The organism is Pseudoalteromonas sp. N1230-9, from assembly GCF_032716425.1.
Classification (GTDB): Bacteria; Pseudomonadota; Gammaproteobacteria; order Enterobacterales; family Alteromonadaceae; genus Pseudoalteromonas.
This window is the reverse complement of the sequence record NZ_CP090419.1, coordinates 418513-436666: the sequence shown is the minus strand read 5'-3', so window position 1 is coordinate 436666 and position 18154 is coordinate 418513. Positions and strand designations below refer to the sequence as shown.

The 18154-nt window shown below is 40.5% G+C and carries 16 protein-coding genes; 4 read left to right on the top strand and 12 right to left on the bottom strand.

Translation table 11 applies throughout. From position 1 onward, the window contains the following. Positions 1-240: 240 nt before the first annotated feature. A complete protein-coding gene (locus tag LY624_RS02090) occupies positions 241-537 on the top strand; it encodes a hypothetical protein (protein WP_341803762.1) in 297 nt (98 codons plus the stop codon). 5 nt (positions 538-542) lie between these two features. Then, complete coding sequence (locus LY624_RS02085) at positions 543-728, top strand: DUF2970 domain-containing protein (RefSeq protein WP_237119770.1); 186 nt, start codon at positions 543-545, stop codon at positions 726-728. Here the strand turns inward: LY624_RS02085 and LY624_RS02080 are convergent. From LY624_RS02080 to LY624_RS02040, 9 genes are all read right to left on the bottom strand, one after another. Beyond that, the gene (locus LY624_RS02080) at positions 700-1542 is read right to left on the bottom strand and encodes a Dam family site-specific DNA-(adenine-N6)-methyltransferase (RefSeq protein ID WP_341803761.1); all 843 of its coding nucleotides are present in this window, start codon (positions 1540-1542) and stop codon (positions 700-702) included. The two genes, LY624_RS02085 and LY624_RS02080, sit on opposite strands and share 29 nt — an antisense overlap. Before the next feature lie 53 nt (positions 1543-1595). After that, positions 1596-2924, bottom strand: coding sequence for an AAA family ATPase (locus tag LY624_RS02075; RefSeq protein WP_341803760.1), 1329 nt, complete (start codon positions 2922-2924; stop codon positions 1596-1598). Further along, on the bottom strand, positions 2924-3994 hold the full coding sequence (aroB, locus tag LY624_RS02070; protein ID WP_341803759.1) for a 3-dehydroquinate synthase: 1071 nt from the start codon (positions 3992-3994) through the stop codon (positions 2924-2926). Before aroB ends, LY624_RS02075 begins: the two co-directional genes overlap by 1 nt. Before the next feature lie 26 nt (positions 3995-4020). Further along, positions 4021-4539, bottom strand: a complete 519-nt coding sequence (aroK, locus tag LY624_RS02065) for a shikimate kinase AroK (protein ID WP_036973192.1) — start codon at positions 4537-4539, stop codon at positions 4021-4023. 179 nt (positions 4540-4718) lie between these two features. Then, positions 4719-6731 (bottom strand): type IV pilus secretin PilQ, encoded by a 2013-nt coding sequence (locus LY624_RS02060; protein WP_445936730.1) that lies wholly within the window; start codon positions 6729-6731, stop codon positions 4719-4721. A 52-nt stretch (positions 6732-6783) separates the two neighbouring features. After that, positions 6784-7296 carry a pilus assembly protein PilP gene (locus LY624_RS02055; RefSeq protein ID WP_062567302.1) on the bottom strand — a complete coding sequence of 171 codons (513 nt, stop codon included), beginning with the start codon at positions 7294-7296 and terminating at the stop codon, positions 6784-6786. A 20-nt stretch (positions 7297-7316) separates the two neighbouring features. Beyond that, a complete protein-coding gene (locus tag LY624_RS02050; RefSeq protein WP_062567301.1) occupies positions 7317-7922 on the bottom strand; it encodes a type 4a pilus biogenesis protein PilO in 606 nt (201 codons plus the stop codon). Next, positions 7912-8484 (bottom strand): PilN domain-containing protein, encoded by a 573-nt coding sequence (locus tag LY624_RS02045; RefSeq protein ID WP_130151665.1) that lies wholly within the window; start codon positions 8482-8484, stop codon positions 7912-7914. Before LY624_RS02045 ends, LY624_RS02050 begins: the two co-directional genes overlap by 11 nt. Further along, complete coding sequence (locus LY624_RS02040; RefSeq protein ID WP_341803757.1) at positions 8472-9551, bottom strand: pilus assembly protein PilM; 1080 nt, start codon at positions 9549-9551, stop codon at positions 8472-8474. The genes LY624_RS02045 and LY624_RS02040 overlap by 13 nt, the downstream gene beginning before the upstream one ends. A 132-nt stretch (positions 9552-9683) precedes the next feature. On the opposite strand from LY624_RS02040, the gene LY624_RS02035 reads away from it, so the two are divergent. After that, positions 9684-12185, top strand: a complete 2502-nt coding sequence (locus tag LY624_RS02035; RefSeq protein ID WP_130151663.1) for a penicillin-binding protein 1A — start codon at positions 9684-9686, stop codon at positions 12183-12185. A 97-nt stretch (positions 12186-12282) separates the two neighbouring features. Here LY624_RS02035 and metL read toward each other — a convergent pair whose 3' ends face one another. Both metL and metB read right to left on the bottom strand, forming a co-directional pair. Beyond that, positions 12283-14628, bottom strand: a complete 2346-nt coding sequence (gene metL, locus LY624_RS02030; RefSeq protein ID WP_341803756.1) for a bifunctional aspartate kinase/homoserine dehydrogenase II — start codon at positions 14626-14628, stop codon at positions 12283-12285. 5 nt (positions 14629-14633) lie between these two features. Then, complete coding sequence (gene metB / locus LY624_RS02025) at positions 14634-15893, bottom strand: cystathionine gamma-synthase (RefSeq protein WP_341803755.1); 1260 nt, start codon at positions 15891-15893, stop codon at positions 14634-14636. Positions 15894-16118: 225 nt separating this feature from the next. Here metB and metJ point away from each other — a divergent pair, with 225 nt between their 5' ends. Beyond that, positions 16119-16439 (top strand): met regulon transcriptional regulator MetJ, encoded by a 321-nt coding sequence (metJ, locus tag LY624_RS02020; RefSeq protein WP_062567295.1) that lies wholly within the window; start codon positions 16119-16121, stop codon positions 16437-16439. Between the two features lie 91 nt (positions 16440-16530). Here metJ and LY624_RS02015 read toward each other — a convergent pair whose 3' ends face one another. Beyond that, the gene (locus LY624_RS02015; RefSeq protein ID WP_237119777.1) at positions 16531-17772 is read right to left on the bottom strand and encodes a malic enzyme-like NAD(P)-binding protein; all 1242 of its coding nucleotides are present in this window, start codon (positions 17770-17772) and stop codon (positions 16531-16533) included. Positions 17773-18154 lie beyond the last annotated feature (382 nt).

Sequence of the window (18154 nt, the reverse complement as noted above, 5' to 3'; positions counted from 1 at the left end):
CTCTTTGTGAGGTAAATAAACACTGTGAACGAGCCCATTAAGCTAACTAAACTTAAGTATGAGTAATAAATTATTTAATTTATTCGCATAGTTAGGTTTTGACACACAAAAACCAAACATAAAGCTTACCTCAAGACACTAATTTTATTAATTTTTCCTTAAATTCAGCACTAATTAAGTTTGTTATTTGAGCAATTGTTAGGTATGCTTGTCTAAATAACATAAACTAAGGTTATTACCATGCGTGCTTTTAAAACTGGGATCTTAATCGCGTCCGCACTGACTGTTGCTGCTTTTGCACATTCGCTTTCAACTGAGAATGATGACTTTTTATTAACTGCATCAAATTGTCAATGTAACACAACAGGCCTTTCTTCAACTGCGAATCAATGTATGCAAGCCGAACAAGAAACAGGTTGGTTTTCTTGGCTTACAGGCGATAGCCGCAGCGCACAATTCCATTATTTAGATTTACTAGAATTACTAACAAGTAGTGAAGAATCAAAGAAAGTTAGTAGTTTAGGCTCAAAATTTTAAGCCCAATGAGTAAGTTTTTTAGCGCGTTACAAAGTGTTTTCGCTGCTTTTTTTGGTGTGCAATCAGAAAATAAACGTCAGGCCGATTTCAAAGAGCATTCATTAAGCACGATCATTGCTATTGCTCTTGTGTTATTTAGCTTATTCGTAGCGGCTATTTATTTCACCGTTTCTTTGGTACTAAATACATAGCCATCAACTCATTTACCTTATTCCGCGAGCCACCTTTTGGGCTAATTGTGCGTTTCACCTGAATCTCATCAAGTGCTGCTTGGCTGTATATTTTCCGAGTCCACACTGTATCGTGGTTTGAGATAAGCACAGGGGTGTTATTTTCAAATGCCGTTTGCTCTGCCAGGTTTGCAAGGTTAGCTTGATCATCTAAATTAAAGCCCCCTTTCGCATACGAGGTAAACGAGGCCGTTTTACTCAAAGGCACATAAGGTGGATCGCAATAAACAACCGCATTTTCAGGAATGAGTTTAAATACTTCGTCATAACCTAAGCAAGTAAAGGTTGCTTGCTGTGCCTTTTGCGCAAAAAAGTTCATTTCTTTTTCAGGAAAATATGGGCGCTTATATTTACCAAAAGGCACATTAAAAATGCCTTTGAGGTTGTAGCGACATAAGCCATTGTAGCCGTGGCGGTTCATGTATAAGAATAAAATAGCACGCTCATATACATCATTACTTTGATTAAACTGAACACGGTACTCATAATAGGCTTCTGGATGATTATTTAATTCAACGAATAGTTTTTTCGCATCACTAATAAACTCATCCGGAGTGCGTTTTAGTTCGGTATATAGGTTGATAAGGTCTGCATTGATATCATTAAGAATGTAATGCTTGAAATCTGTATTTAAGAAAACAGAACCTGCACCAACAAAAGGTTCAACTAAGGTATCAGCGCTCGCGCTCGCTTTTTTTAAACGGGCATGAATATCTTCTACTAAGCTGTATTTTCCACCTGCCCACTTAAGGAAGGCTCTGGTCTTTTGCTGCATCTGCTCTTAACTTCAATTCAGTGTTGCGCGATTCTACACTAATCTGTTTTATTTTACTGATCTAGTGAGGCGATTTCTTGCTTAATTTTACTTATTTTTTTGTAAAAAGGCTGATTTTTACGCACATTATCAGAAAGCTGTAAAGCAGCCTTTTTTGCGTCACCTAAGGTTTCATAACTGCCGGAAGTAACAATCCACCAACGTGTACCATTACGTAGTGCTTGGTATATATGAACTGTATCCTGTAAGTTATTTTCTGTAATAAACTTATCGGTAATCTCTTGTTTAGTCACTGCCAGTAATTGAATAACAAAGCGCCCATCAGGTTCAGCTAAGTACCAGGCATTTCCTGTTAACGTTGCGACATCAGTGGGCTCTGTTAGCTTATCTTGCTCTGCAGATACATCGACTAAATCAGTGGCGATATCATCACTTTCAGTCGTTTCTTGAGGTGCAGGAATAGCTAGACTATCAACAATTGCTGATACGTTATTTTCATGCGATAGCGTAGCAACGGGTTGTTCTTGCTCATTACTTTGTTGCTGAGTGGTTTCAATAGGTGCTTTTTCAAGAGCTTTGTCACTTGGTGCTATGATTTTTTCAGCTGGTAGCGCAGTGGCAACCTTTGCTGTTGTATCTTGTTGATAATGTTCTTTCCACCACTCGGTCATATCGGCCTTGTATAAAAAGCCAATTATCAGCAACATGGTTGTTAGCAGTAATAAGAGTAAGTAGAGTAATTTATAACTTTTTTCTGGTTCACGAATATCAGCGGTATGTTCTTGTGGCTGCCAAGCCAATAAAAGAGCCGGATTGCCCTTAGCTTCTTCAACAAAAGTGCGAAAAACAGGATCTTCTTCAACTGGCAAGTTAGGAAAAAACCAACGCATCAATTGTTTGCTCTCACTTATATTGAGAGCTTCAAGATGAATTTCAACGGCTTGTGTAAACTGCCCTACCGATTGCGAGGCAATTAGGATATAGAGGGTACTGGGGCTTTGCTTTGCGATAAGTTCAAGCTGCTGAACGAGCTCTTCTGATAAGTGACGACCACCATCGATAACCCATAAACAATCGCCACATGGCTGCTGCTTATAGAGCTGATAAAAGTTCTCTGAAAGTGTTAATGAGTGATCGATAAGCGGGTTGCGAAAATTCTGTTCGAGTAAATCAGTAACGAATTGCTGATCCGTCATTTTACCGTTAAGTTGTACAAAAGCTTTATTAAACTCAAGGTACTTATCGGTAATAAAAGTTTCTAATAGATAACTTTTCCCTAAACCAGAAGGACCTAATAAACATATTAGGTTTTGCCCATATTCAAACTGCAGGGCGATTCGATCAACTAGCGCAGCACGGCTAGGCAATATTTGCGATTGCATCAGCGTATAAGTAAATCACAAACCTGCTGATCAGTTACATCACTAACCAGCGCACATTGACCAAATTTTGTAGGAAGAATAAAACGAATAGTGCCTTTTTTATTTTTCTTGTCTTTGCGCATATGAGCAAGAAACTGCTCGCAAGTCATATCACCTGGCGCTTCCACAGGTAAATCGTATTGAGCAATAACCGCTTCAATACGTTCAACCTCTTGTTGTGATAAATCATTACGCTTGTGTGCTAGCCTTGCCGCCAATACCATACCAGCTGCAACCGCTTCACCGTGTAGCCAATTACCATAACCCATCTGTGCTTCAATCGCATGACCAAACGTATGACCTAGGTTCAATAATGCACGCAAGCCCGCTTCTTTTTCATCTTCAGCAACAATAAGCGCTTTTATTTCGCAGCAACGGTAAATCACGTGTTGTAATGTTTGCTCATCGAGTGATTTAAGGTTGGCAATATTTTGCTCAAGGTAAGCAAATAATTCTGTATCGTAGATCAGCCCGTACTTAATGACTTCGGCCATACCTGCTGCAAATTCACGCTCAGGCAACGTATGCAAAGATTTAGTATCAATGAACACCGCTTGTGGCTGGTAGAAAGCGCCAATCATGTTCTTACCTAACGGATGATTTACCGCTGTTTTACCACCCACCGAGGAATCGACCTGTGATAGTAAAGTTGTTGGTACTTGTATAAACGGCACGCCACGTTGATAACACGCAGCCACAAAGCCTGTTAAATCGCCAACCACACCACCACCCAAAGCGATTAAGCAGGTATCTCGGCCACAGTTATGCTCAAGTAAAAATGCTGAAATCTTTTCAAACCACTCTAGTGACTTATATTGTTCACCATCAGGAATAATAAAAGAGAGCGGATTAAGATCAGCCAACGACCTCATTACATCATCTAAATATAAAGGTGCAATAGTGTCGTTGGTGATAATAACAGGTCGACAATCACCGATATGTTCACGGAGTCGACCTTCGTATTGAAGTGCAGATTGACCAATATAAATAGGATAACTTCGCTCGTCCAAATTAACAGTTAATTCAAGCATCGCTAGTTTCCTTTTATTCTTGGTTTTTAAAAATCTAATTTCTCGATGATTTGATTAGCAACAACTTTTGCGCTTTGTTCATCAGTGCGGACAACAAAATCAGCGACTTCTTTGTATAGCGGTTCGCGTTCTTCAGCTAAGCGCTCTAATACATCGCGCGGTGCTTCTTCTGTTTGCAATAATGGACGACGCTTGTCGCGCTGCGTGCGTGCAACTTGCTTTTCGATCGGTGTTTCAAGGTATACAACAATACCACGAGCAGAAAGCTTATTACGTACTTCTTTACTGATCACAGAACCACCACCGGTTGCAAGAACGATACCTTGCATCTCAGTTAAGTCTGAAATAACAGTTTCTTCACGAAGTCGAAAGCCCTCTTCACCCTCAAGATCGAATACCCAAGCAATATCTGCTCCAGTACGACGCTCGATCTCTTGATCTGAATCGAAAAATTCAAGGTGTAATTGGTCAGCAATGTGACGACCAATTGTGCTTTTGCCAGCCCCCATAGGGCCCACTAGAAATATATTACGTTTCTCAGCCATATCTTTTTAGTACAAACGAACTCTAAAATTTGAAATAAAACCCCGCCTAACGACCTGGCCCCAAAATTAAGGAGGGGATTATCTCAGTAATTGATTGGGTATTTCAAGTCAATTAACATAAAAAGCCATATAACGAGCAATTAAACAGGTTAATTGCTCGTTGATTAAGAAAAAATCACCTAATCGATTTGAATTTTTGGTGTTACGAAGATCAACAACTCTCTTTTTTCATTAAATTCACTGGTGCTTCTAAATAAAACACCTAAGTACGGAATATCACCCAATAGGGGAACTTTCTTTGTTGAATTGACGATTTGCTGTTGGAAAATACCGCCAAGCACAACCGTCTGTCCATTTTCAACCAACACTTGTGTTTGAATCTGTTGGGTATCAATCGCTACAGCAGGTCCTGTTGGTGTCTGAACAGTGTCACCACGTGTATCTTGTGTAATCACAAGATCTAAGATGACTTTGTTATCTGGCGTGATGTGCGGTGTTACTTCTAAGCTTAATACTGCTTTTTTAAAGCTCACCGTTGTTGCACCACTTGATGCCGCTTCAACATAAGGGATCTCAGTACCTTGTTCTATGCGCGCTTTTTGCTGGTTTGCTGTTGTAATACGAGGACTTGCAATAATTTCACCTTTATTTTCTTCCTCAAGCGCTGTCAGCTCCAAATCAATTAAGGTGCCATTTGCAAGTTTTGCTACATGCATACCAATGCTTCCCGCAGGGTTTGATATTGGTAAATTTACATTGAGTCGGTCAGACAAATTAGGAATAACCCCATTCGAAATTGTCTCTGCACCTTGTAATGTGCCAGCAATCCCATCACTCCCTTGTTGATCACTAAAGCCCCAACGAACGCCCAAGTCCTCTTGTACATTGTCTCGTACTGTTACCATACGTGACTCAATCACCACTTGTTTTACCGGAATATCTAAGGTTTCAACCATACGACGAACACTTTCAATGCTCTTTGCGGTATCTTTGATTAGCAGTGTGTTAGTACGTTTATCAACCGACACACTACCGCGCGCAGAAATAATACTATTGGTGTCGGTTTTTAGTAAGTCTGCAAACTCTTCGGCTTTTGCATAATTAAGGCGAATATACTCGCTGTATAGAGGCTCTAAGTCTTCGACTTGTTGTTTTGCTTTTAATTCTTTTGCTTCTCGGGCAGCAAGTTCTTCAGATGGCGCAACCATTAAAATAGTGCCATCCATACGTTTGTCTAGACCTTTGACTTTCAACACAACATCTAGCGCTTGGTCCCATGGCACACCTTCTAAGCGTAATGTAATGTTTCCTGTTACAGAGTCACTGGTCACTAAGTTAAACTCATTATATCCAGCAATAATCTGCAAAACGGCGCGAACCGGAATATCTTGGAAATTTAAGGTCATTGGTCGACCTTGATACTCTATACCACCATCAAGGTAAGCTCGCTGTGAATCATCTTTCTCAACAGTGAGGGTGAAAATATTTTCTATTTGTTGGTGAGTAAATTTAAACGCAGCATTGGGCTCAATGACAACACGACTCATATTACCTTCTTTAAAGGTTTCGATTGAGCTAACCACAGTGCCAAAATCAAGTACATCTAATTGATAAAGAAGGTCATCTAAAATATCTGTGTGGTGAAACTCCGCGACAATTTTCCCACCACTTTCGTGAACATCAATAGCAGCTTGTGTATCTTGCAAAAATACAAGTACACGCCCTTCACCCTTTTCACCACGGCGGAAATCTATCGACTGAATTGTATTGATATAATTGTTTTTTGCAGAAAGAGGATCAGCTTCGTCAGATGTTATTGGATTGTCCGAAACGTGCAAGCTGACTATGTTATCTTTAGCGGTTGTTTTATAAATTTTCAAACGCTCTAAAGATACCGTCACTTTTAGACCTTCAGAAGTCATTGTGCTTGTAACATGCTTTATACCCGCTTGGTTAACGGCCACATCGCGTACATTGTTATCAACACCTACGTCACTGAATAGCATCTCAATACGAGCTGGCGAGTTATACACCTGTACTTTAGGCTCAAAGGTGAGTGCTTCATCAAAGACGAGTTGTAACTGTGTTTCGCCTTTCATTAATGGGTTATAACGTATGTCATATAATAGTGGAGCGGCTACAGCAGCTTGCGCCATAAAAAACGCTAATGCAGCTAATATATATTTATGCATATCATTTAACCAAGTCGTTGCTTTATGCATTTTGTTTTTACTTTTCATACGATTAACTTGCACCATTTGTATTTGCCTCTAACATTTCTAGTTTTGTCAGACGCTCTTTCCAACAACCAGCCCCATCAGGGATTAATTCTAATAATTGTATATAATTGTCATGCACTTCTTTTATTTCGCCATGATACAAACCAAGATAATTACCAACAGTAACCCGATAAAGAGTTTCATCAGCCGCTTTGATCAGTGCCCATGTTTGGCCACTTCGGCCAATTGTTCCTTTCATTGATAAGTTATCAAGCGGGTATTTTTCTAGTGGCTGACGAACACGGTCAGGATCGGGATGTAAGCAGTTTTTTACCTGCACGAGATTATTTTGAATAATTTCAGGCTTAGGCGCCACAAAGGGGCTGCGCATTTTACCCGCACTGTATTCAAAATACTCAAAATTTGCCATTTGTGGAATCGGCTCGACCTTCGGCGTTGTACTTGCTTTAACCTGATCAATAAACTCTTTTTGCTCAGAGGTATCATCGTTACATGCGCTGAGCAATAAACTCATCATGATTACTAAAGGGAACTGTTTCACTTTTTAGTTCCTCCTTCATAACGGTATGTTTTAGCAACAACACTAAACGTTAACTCATCATTCCCTAAGGTTTGAATTGTAAAATCATGAAGGCTCACAATACGAGGAAGCTGTGCGACTTTACCAACAAAATCACCAAACTCATGATAAGTACCCACAACCTCTATTTTAATTGGTAACTCAGTATAAAATTCTTTTTCTATTTCAGGTAACCAACCAATTTTCAAGAATGTAAGACCGCTGGTTGTTCCCACATAGGATAAGTCATCGAGTAATCCGGGGGTTTCATTTGAGGTCGGTAAGCGCTTCAATAGCTGCGAGAACTTTTCTTCCATATCAATCATTTGTTGACGATATAGTTCTAAATTACTCGCTATAGCGTACTTTTGCTTATAGGTGGTGCGCAATTGGGTTTCTTTCTCAACAGCGGCTTGATAACTCGCTATTTCATCAGACACCAATAAGCTGTAACTAAAGTAAAGTACAATAGCTGCAACAAAGCTACAACACAGAACTTTAACGGCGATAGGCCAATCGCCCATGTTTTCGAGCTCTATTTCATTCCAATCTATTTCTGTTAACGATTTGATATCAAGGTTCATTGCGCGCCTCGCCTATCTTATCAAATGGCTTAACATAAAATTCCATATTAAAGTCACTCAGTAGTCTTGATGTTTGTTCACCTGCAACAATACCTTGCATGATAGGTCGTTCAAGTAAATAAGATCCTTGAACTTGGCGTAGCATGGTTGATAAACGGTTATTTGACTCGCTACGACCAACAACATGAATACTATTACCACGGCGCTCTAATTTAGTTAAGTACACTCCCGCAGGCACTATTTTCGCAACTTCGTCCATAATTTGCGTACCTAGGTTACGACTGCTTTGTAACTCTTCGATTAAGCGCATACGTTGTTGTAAGCTTTCTTTCTTTTTATCCAACTCGTTAATTTCGCGAATACGTTGATTCAGTAATGCTATTTCTGTATTCAAAAAATCATTTTTAATATTTTGCCCTTCGCGCAGGCCGCTATAAAAAGAGCTCAGGATGTACATACTCAAAAAGCAGATCACCACAACAGCAAACAAAATAGTGACGAATTTATTTTGTGACTCTTTTCGTTGCTGTTCACGCCAAGGTAGCAGATTTATATGTGGCATGATGAAAAGCTCCTTAATGCTAACCCTGTCGCTATTGCAAATTGCGTACGATGACGTTGTAAAACGTTACGATCTATTTTTGGGGCTATCTCAATATTAGCAAAAGGTTCTGCAACCACTGCATGGATCCCTAATTCTTCAATCAATAGACGATCTAATCCGTCTATCATGGCAGTTCCACCGGTTAAAACAATATAATCGACCTGATCTTTACCACTGGTTGTTAAGAACATTTGCACTGCACGCCTTACTTGCTGTAATAGCGATGTTTGAAATGGTGCAAGTACCTCAAAGGTGTAATTAGGGGGTAAATCACCGGTTGTTTTACCAATTTCAGCTTCATCAAAGCTTTTATTATAATAGGCAACTATACTATTAGTGTACTGGTCGCCACCAAATACTTGGTCACGGGTATATATCGTTTCACCGGCTTGAACAACACTCACCAACATCAAGACAGCGCCAATATCAACGACGGCTACACACTTGTTAAAAGCATCACTTGGTAGCTGCTGATAGTAGATGTCCATAGCGCGGCTCAATGCGTAGCTTTCAACATCAACAACTTTTGCTATCAGATTAGCTGTTTCAAGCGCACTCACTCGTGCCTCGACACTTTCAGTTCGCGCAGCAGAAAGTAAAACATTCACTTTGCTTGGATCAGCCTCATTGATTGAAAGTTTTTCAAAATCAATATTCACTTCATCAAGGGGGTAAGGGATAAGGCTATCTGCTTCGATGGCTATTTGTGACTCTAATTCAGCATCAGTTAATGATACATCCATAAAAATGACTTTCGTGATCACGGTTTGTCCAGACACGGCTACGGCCGCGGACTGAACTGATTTGGGTAGTTTCTTTTTTAATTTAGTAATCACATTGCCAATTGCTTCAATATCTTGAATTGATCGTTCAGATATTGCGCCTTTAGGCATAGGTTCTATCGCTAAAGCCTCAAGTCGCAAACCTGCGTCTGTTTTCTGCAACAACACCGCTTTGATACAATGCGATCCAATGTCGATCCCTACCATCATAGATGAAGGCTTTTTAAATAGCTGACTTAACATGTTTGCAACTTGGCCTTTGTTTTAATAATAAACAAGTTATAATTTTTGTCTGAAAAAATATTATTCATTTTTTAATCAATATATACTAGCAGTCTCCGATTCTAATTGGGAGTCTATTTAGGGAAAATATAAGTGATTTTATTAAAGAGAACTTTACAATTTATTATCATCTGCTCGTTTTTAGGCCTTATTACATTAGTCGGTCTATACTATTACGTTAAACCTGACATTCCTAGCGTTCAGGTATTAAAAGACGTTCAGTTACAGACACCTATGCAGGTTTTTTCTCGGGACGGCTTATTGATTAATCAATTTGGTGAAAAACGACGTATTCCCGTCACGATAGATCAAATACCACAACCACTCATTGATGCGATCTTAGCAACTGAAGACAACCGTTTTTACGAACATATAGGAATTGATCCTATTGGTATTGTTCGTTCTGCCATTGTACTCATTTCCACAGGTGAAAAGAAACAAGGCGCAAGCACTATAACTATGCAGTTAGCTCGTAACTTTTTCTTAACTCGAGAAAAAGCGTATATTCGTAAGGTCAAAGAGATCTTTATCGCCCTGCATATTGAAAGTATTCTTAGTAAAGATGAAATTCTTGAGCTGTACTTAAATAAAATTGAGCTTGGAAATCGCGCTTTTGGTATCGGTGCCGCCGCTCAAGTTTATTATGGCAAAGACCTAAACGAGTTAACCCTTGCGCAAATGGCGATGATTGCAGGCTTACCAAAAGCCCCTTCTGCTTTAAACCCTATCAGAAACCCTGTACGTGCTAAAGCACGCCGAAACGTAGTGCTTGGTCGTATGTATACAGAAAAATACATTACACAAGCGCAGTATGATGAAGCAACCAGCGCACCAATCACAGCTAAGTTTCACGGCGCTGAAATTGATGTATACGCGCCCTATATTTCTGAAATGGTACGTGCAGAAATGGTCGCGCGTTTTGGTCATGAACGCGCTTACAATACTGGCTTTAGGGTATTTACAAGTATCGACTCTGAGATACAACAAGCCGCACAAGATGCTTTAGTCAATAACCTCCATGCCTATGATATGCGCCATGGCTTTCGAGGTGCAACAGCTCAACTATGGGATAGTGAAACAGAAAGTCCACTTAATAAAGATGCGATTTTAGAAAAGCTAAAAGACGTCAAAGAGTTTGGTCCACTATTAACGGGTGTCGTTACACAAGTTGCAGAACAATCAATTCAAGTATTGCTTAAAAATGGTGAACAGGTAACGGTTGAATGGGATGGCTTAAAGTGGGCGCGTAAATATATCACCCGCTATAGACAGAGCTTTCCGCCAAAAACAGCTGCTGAAATCCTCACAGCTGGTGCACAGATATGGCTTCGTAAAAACGCTGATGACAGCTACATTTTGAGCCAAATACCAGAGGCATCAAGTGCCCTCGTATCGCTCGACCCACAAGATGGCCGTATTAAGGCTATCGTTGGGGGCTACAGCTTTGAGCAAAGTCAATACAACCGTGCTGTTCAAGCAAAACGTCAAGTGGGTTCAAATATTAAGCCGTTTATCTATTCTGCGGCACTAGAAAATGGCTACACATTGGCATCTATTTTAAATGATGCGCCAATAAATCAGTGGGATAAAAGTCAAGGTGTTGCATGGCGTCCAAAAAACAGCCCTGCTGTGTATAACGGTCCTATTCGTATCCGCCGCGCCCTTGCACAATCTAAAAACGTGATCTCTGTAAGATTACTACGCGGTGTTGGCTTACAACGCACCGCAGACCACCTACTTAAATTTGGCTTTTTGAATAGCGATATTAATCGCAGTGAATCCCTTGCATTAGGTAGTGCTTCAATCACACCGCTTGAACTGGCAAGAGGGATGAGTAGCTTTGCAAATGGTGGACACCTTATCACCCCGTATTTTATTACTGAAATACAGGACTCTTCTGGCAATACGATATTTAAAACACAGCCAGAGCTTGCGTGTGACACGCCTGAGCCGACATCATTTACAAGTTATACAGCTGACAGTGACCAAGTAAATTCAGTACAATCGGATACTGCGCCTCGTTGTGCACCGCGTATAATTTCAAAGCAAAATGCTTTCTTAATTTCACAAGCGATGCATAGCGCAGTTTGGGGTGGCGGTAGTTGGACCCACAAAACGGGCTGGAGTGGTACTGGCTGGCGAGCTCAAGCACTTGAGCGCCGTGATCTTTCGGGTAAAACCGGTACAACCAATGACTCTGTTGATACTTGGTTTAGTGGCTTTAACCGTAACGTGATGACCTCAGTGTGGGTTGGCTTCGATAACCCTGGTAACCCACTCGGCCGTTCAACCTACAATAATAATCTAGATAAATCACAAATATCTGGTGCAGAATCAGGTGCTAAAACGGCTCAACCAGCTTGGGTTGATTTTATGCGTGTCGCGCTCGATGGCATGCCTGAGGCACCTATTGAGTTACCTGAAGGACTGGTGTCTGTTCGTATTGACTTAGCAACGGGCTTGCTTAGTCATAAAAATGATTATACCAGCCGCTTTGAGTACTTTATTAAGGGCACAGCACCTACAAAATATGTACTCGATCAGCCAACGGATATATTCGAAGAAAATCTTTCAACAGAAGAAGAGCTATTTTAGCTAATTGAGTGTAATAAAAAGACCCCCAGTAATTGGAATGTCCAACTATTGGGGGTCACTTCATTTGACGGTTTTTTTATTACACGATAAACAAGGTTTATTTTAGGTTGTTTACCAACCAATACAAATCAGAATGAACGCCTGCCGCAGTCACTTCTTTTCCTGCACCAGGGCCTTGGATTACCAAAGCGTTATCGGTATACCACTGTGAGTTAATAACAAAGATATTGTCACCGGGCTTAAGGCTTGCCAGCACATCGTCTTTTGCGACATTAACTAGGCCAACTTCAGCCTTCACTTTACCATTAGTAATGGTAATCGCACCGGTATAGCGAACAAGTTTATTTTCGACTTGTGCTTGTTCAGCTTTTGCCGTCATAAATTCATCAAGTAAATGCTTATTTGCTAAGAAATCTTGCCAGCTACCCGCAGCCAACTCTTCAGGCATTAATGGAGTTAAAGCGATATCATCAAGCTCTAAATCAAGACCGAGATCACGTGCTAAAATAAGCAGCTTACGTTGCATATCTCGACCCGATAAATCTTCACGAGGATCAGGCTCTGTATAACCCATTTGCTGCGCTTGTAGGACTAAATCAGAAAACGGCACGCTGCCATCATAACTGCTGCATAACCACGACAGAGTACCCGAAAAAACGCCTTCAATACGGTTAATTTTATCACCACTGTTTTGCAGATCAGCAAGTGCAAAGTTGATAGGCAAACCTGCACCAACGCTGGTGTTATAACGCCATAATAAATTGCGCTCGGCTAAATTAGTGCGTAAGTTTTGATACCAACTATTAGCTGCGGTACCAGCATATTTATTAGCACTGATCAGATGGCAGTTAAGCTCAACAAAATCAGGGTATAAGAGGCTAAACGCTTCACTAGCTGTGATATCTACGATCACTTTGTGCTCATAATCAAGTTCACTAATACGTGTTAGTAGCTCTTCTTTTTCGTAGTTTTGCGCTTCATTTTGCCACTGCTCTTGCCACATATCAGTGTTTAAACCACTAGCACTAAACAGCATTTGCTTAGAGCGAAGTAAAGCGACCACTTTCACTTCATAGTGCTCTGAAAGGCGTTTTAGCTGCGCTTGTAGTTGTGTCAGGAATACCTCTCCCACATTACCCAGCCCAGCAACAATCACAGCCAACTCTTGGCCTTTATTAATTAACTTGTCGTGTAGTAAGGTCAACACGTCACTATCAATCGCTTGGTCTTTTAAAACTAACACGTAGTTTTCATCTTGCTGTACAAAGCGTGTGTTGATACTTTGCTCTTTTAATAACGCCGTTGTTTGCTCTGCGAGTGAGCTAATATCACTGCTTGGCGCTACCACCGCACAACCACTTAAATTTGACTCAACAATATTGGCACGCCCTGCAAGGTAACTTACAACTTGATGTGTACACGAGCCTGGGACTAATAGATACGTATCGCCGGCTTTCACAAAGTGATGCAGGCTATGCTGAATCAACTGGCTCAACTCACCCACTTCGCCACTACTTAATTTATCAACACGAAGTAAGTCAATGTTATCGAGGGTCGTAATAAAACGTTTAGCTTTACTGTACCCCTCTTTTACAACCTCTGTTGGGCTTGCCTCACAGTCAAAGCTGCTTCTTACAACGAGTTTAATGTCGCTACCTTTTAGCGGCGACAATGTCTTAGCATGCAATACAGGGTTACCTAAGCGGGCTAACAAATTCGCTTGTTCACGGCATACCTTGTTATATTTAACAGCATTTTTAACTTTGCGAGGATCTGTACTAAATACACCTTGTGTATCAGTCCAAATTGATACCTGCTTTGCAAAGGTATAACTAGCCAGTAATGTGGCACTGTAGTCACTGCCATTTCGCCCTAGCGTTACGGTATTGCCTTGGCAATCAGCGGCAATGAAGCCTGTTACAACATTGATCTGGTTTTGGCTGATTAACTCACTGCAACTTTGCTGGTTTTTTTGATGTAACAATTGACCATCATGCAAAGTAAAGAGTTGTCTTGCATCAACATCTTTAGATTCTAAACCGAGTTGATTTAAATAAGCTGCAAGTAACCGAGCAGACCAAACTTCACCATGAGCAAGTAAAGGTGCTTCTTGTAATTGTTGCTGGGCAATTAACTCTGTCAGTGATGCTAATTCATCTTTTAGTTTAGCTAATGCATGCTGCTTACTCTGCGACACTAATAGCTGCTCGATTAGTGCACGCTGATTATTATCAATAAGCAATAAAATATCACTCACAGCTTGATTATCATTTTGTTGATAGCTCTGCCAGAGCTTTACAAGTGTGTCTGTCGTTTTCCCAGAGGCTGATACAACAACACAATCGCCTTGCTCAGTGTTCGCCAACACAATGTTCGCAACTGCTTGATACCGCTCGGCCGAGCTTAGGCTCGAACCACCAAATTTATGAACAATATTAACCATTTCTTCTACCACAATGCCGTATGTGCAGGCGTTAACTTAAACGATGTATTTTGCTGACTAGTTGACTGTACTTGAGCGCCTTTAGGTTGGCTCGCTTGTAAGCCTTCGCCAGGCTTAACTTGATTGAAAACACGTTCAAGATCAGCAATTAAGTCGTTAATATCTTCAATACCGACAGAAATACGAATGAGTGTATCGCCCACACCGGCCTCAAGGCGTGCTTTAGGCTCCATGCCAGCATGAGTCATTGTTGCGGGATGACAAATAAGGCTCTCAACTCCACCTAATGACTCTGCAAGACTAAACTCTTTTAAGCTTGTTAAAAACGCAGCAGCGTCGTTAATATCACCTTTAATATCAAAGCTCACCATGCCACCAAAGCCACGTTGCTGCGCTTTAGCGAGCTCATGCTGAGGGTGAGAAGCAAGACCTGGGTAATAAACCTGACTAACAAAAGGCGAATTTTCTAAATACTGAGCGATTGCAAACGCATTTTCTTGATGTTGTTTTAAACGCACATTTAATGTTCGTAAACCACGAAGGGTTAAATAACTGTCAAATGGTGCTCCTGTGATACCGATGTTATTTGCCCACCAAGCTAGTTCATCACCAAGCTCTTGTGTTGCAGCAATCACTGCACCACCCACTACATCGGAGTGACCATTTATATACTTAGTTGTTGAATGTACGACGATATCTACACCAAACTGAATTGGATTTTGTAGTGCTGGTGATAAGAACGTATTATCTGCAGCAACTAAGGCTCCACATTGCTTAGCAACCGAAGTGATTGCTTTTATATCAGTTAAACGCAAAATTGGATTACTGGGTGTCTCTATCCAGATAAGCTTTGGTTTGATTGCTAAAATTTCTTGGTGATTCTCAGCTTTAGTTAAATCCAAAACTTTTAGTTTTAATAACCCACGCTTTTCTAATGACGTGAACAAACGGTAACTACCGCCATAACAGTCATGTGGAATCACTAAAGTGTCGTCACTGTTTAATAGCTGCGTCGCTAAATGCACCGCTGACATACCTGTTGCAGTAATAATACCTTTTGCACCACCTTCAAGTTCAGCCAATGTTTCAGCTAAGATATCTCGATTTGGATTACCACTGCGTCCGTAGTCATATTGACGTTTAGTATCAAAATCAGCAAATGAATAGGTGGTTGATAAATAGATAGGTGGAACGACAGCACCATGATGTTTATCAGCTTCGATACCATGACGAACAGCTATCGTCGCTTTATTTTTTTCACTCATTTCATCACCTACTCATTGATTGGATGTTTAGACGTCTAAAAGGTTAGATGATCAATTATAAGAAGTCAAAGCATTTGTGACTCACACATGGAAGTTTATACATTTACACTACTAGATGGCTAAATAACTAGTATTTGACTATCTTTTTTAAAGAGATAAAATTTCCGCATCTTTGCGCTGTGAAAAAGGCGTAAGCTACTTATAACCGAGGCAACGAAATAACTTATGGCTAAATGGAACGGTGAATACATTCACCCATACGCAGAACACGGTAAAAAATCAGAACAAGTTAAAAAAATTACCGTATCAATTCCGCTCAATGTACTAAAAGTATTAACAGATGAACGTACACGTCGTCAGATCAATAATCTGCGACACGCGACCAACAGTGAACTTCTATGCGAAGCCTTTCTACATGCTTTTACAGGTCAGCCATTACCAAATGATGACGACTTACGCAAAGACAACCCTGAAAAAGTCCCTGAAGAAGTTAAAAAGATCATGCTAGAAATGGGATTAGATATCCCTGTACTTGATTCTGAATAAGCCATCGGATAAACGCCGATTCATAAGCATAAAAAAACTCAGCAAAGGCTGAGTTTTTTTATTCGCGTTAAACTAGTTCGCTTAATTAAATTTAACGCATGTAATCTTCGGGCATTTCAATTTGCGCAACGCCTGATTCAACTGCCGCTTCTGCAACAGCACGTGCGATACGTGGTAATAAACGCGGGTCCATTGGCTTAGGAATAATGTACTCGGCACCAAACTCAAGTGATTCAACGCCAGCCGCTTTTAATACTTCGCTTGGTACTGGCTCTTTGGCAATACCACGAATAGCATGTACAGCTGCAATTTTCATTTCATCATTAATTGCCGTTGCACGCACATCAAGCGCACCACGGAAAATAAACGGGAAACAAAGCACGTTATTTACTTGGTTAGGAAAATCTGAACGACCCGTTGCCATAATTAAATCATTGCGCGCACTGTGTGCAACTTCTGGAGCAATCTCAGGATCTGGGTTTGAACACGCAAACACAACTGGTTTGTCTGCCATTAGCTTTAAGTCATCCGCCGTCAATAGATCTGGCCCAGATACACCTACAAAGACATCCGCATCAGCAATAACGTCTTGTAATGTACGTTTATCAGTGTTGTTAGCAAATAACTGCTTATATTCGTTTAAATCATCGCGGCGAGTATGGATCACACCTTTACGGTCAAGCATATAGATATGCTCACGTAATGCACCACACTTAATTAACAGCTCCATACAAGCAACAGCAGCTGCCCCTGCACCTAAACATACGATAATGGCATCTTCGATATCTTTGCCTTGTACTTCAAGGGCATTAAGCATACCGGCAGCAGTAACAATAGCTGTACCATGTTGGTCATCGTGGAAAACTGGAATATCGCAGCGCTCGATAAGCGCTTTTTCAATTTCAAAACACTCTGGTGCTTTAATATCTTCTAGGTTGATGCCGCCAAACGTATCAGCGATGTTTGCAACCGTATTGATGAAATCTTCTGTAGTGCGATGTTTTACTTCAATATCAATTGAATCAAGGCCAGCAAAACGTTTGAATAGTAAGGCTTTACCTTCCATAACAGGTTTTGATGCAAGAGGGCCTAGGTTACCTAAACCTAAAATTGCGGTACCGTTTGAAATCACCGCAACCATGTTACCTTTACCAGTATATTTGTAAGCATTTGCTGGGTCAGCAGCGATTTCACGAACCGGTTCAGCCACACCTGGGCTATAAGCTAAAGCGAGATCGTTAACCGTTTCGGCCGGCTTGGTTAATTCAACACTAATTTTACCTGGAACGGGGTGAGCGTGGTAATGTAATGCTTGTTCACGGAAATCTGACATAACGCGATAGTATCCTGCAAAAAAGTTAAAAAGTGAGAGAGCTTGCATCAGTACGATACCTGTAATGTATAAAAATTCCAAGTATTATCAGGTCTATCCTGTTATATGCTATATCGCTTAATTTTAAAGGATTTACCCACAACTTCTGTGCATAGTTGCGATTAATCAGACATAAAAATTCACCTATTTATGACCTTTTAAGCACCTGTTTTTGTATTTTATATGCACGAACACTGCAAATAGCCGAAATTAGTTCCAAATAACCATTTCGACGACATTACCAGCATTTACTTACAAAGTTATTTAAATTTATTACTTTTTATAACTTTTAGAATCATTTATACATCTAAGAATATAGCGAAGGGATTGCACTTTGTCTGCA